The organism is Pseudomonas peli (assembly GCF_050563605.1).
Taxonomy (GTDB): Bacteria; Pseudomonadota; Gammaproteobacteria; order Pseudomonadales; family Pseudomonadaceae; genus Aquipseudomonas; species Aquipseudomonas peli_A.
The window spans coordinates 1-247 of sequence record NZ_JBNXUH010000443.1 but is presented as its reverse complement, the minus strand read 5'-3'; the positions used below and the strand labels follow the sequence as shown (position 1 = coordinate 247).

The 247-nt window shown below is 62.8% G+C and carries 1 pseudogene; it reads right to left on the bottom strand.

The window, feature by feature from the left end:
- Nucleotides 1-149: 149 nt before the first annotated feature.
- A pseudogene (locus ACQ4LH_RS22195) lies at nt 150-247 on the bottom strand (hypothetical protein); the annotation flags it as partial.

Genomic DNA, 247 nt, shown 5'->3' with positions numbered 1-247 from the left:
TTTTTTTCAGATGTATCTCAGCGACCGATGCATTATGAACCTGAGGAGCGGCCCCGGCGGCGTCAGGGGTTTAAAGGGGACGGACAAACCCCCGGCAAGCCCACCCGCCGTGGCTCCAGGCCGAGGCTGACCGCACTGTGCTCGCCAGCCATCAGCGCATGCATCCAGCCCTGCGACCAGCACAGCAGCAAAGCCCCGCTCAGGGCGATAAACACCCGCAGGCTGTAGCTGAATTTGTCCTGGGCCC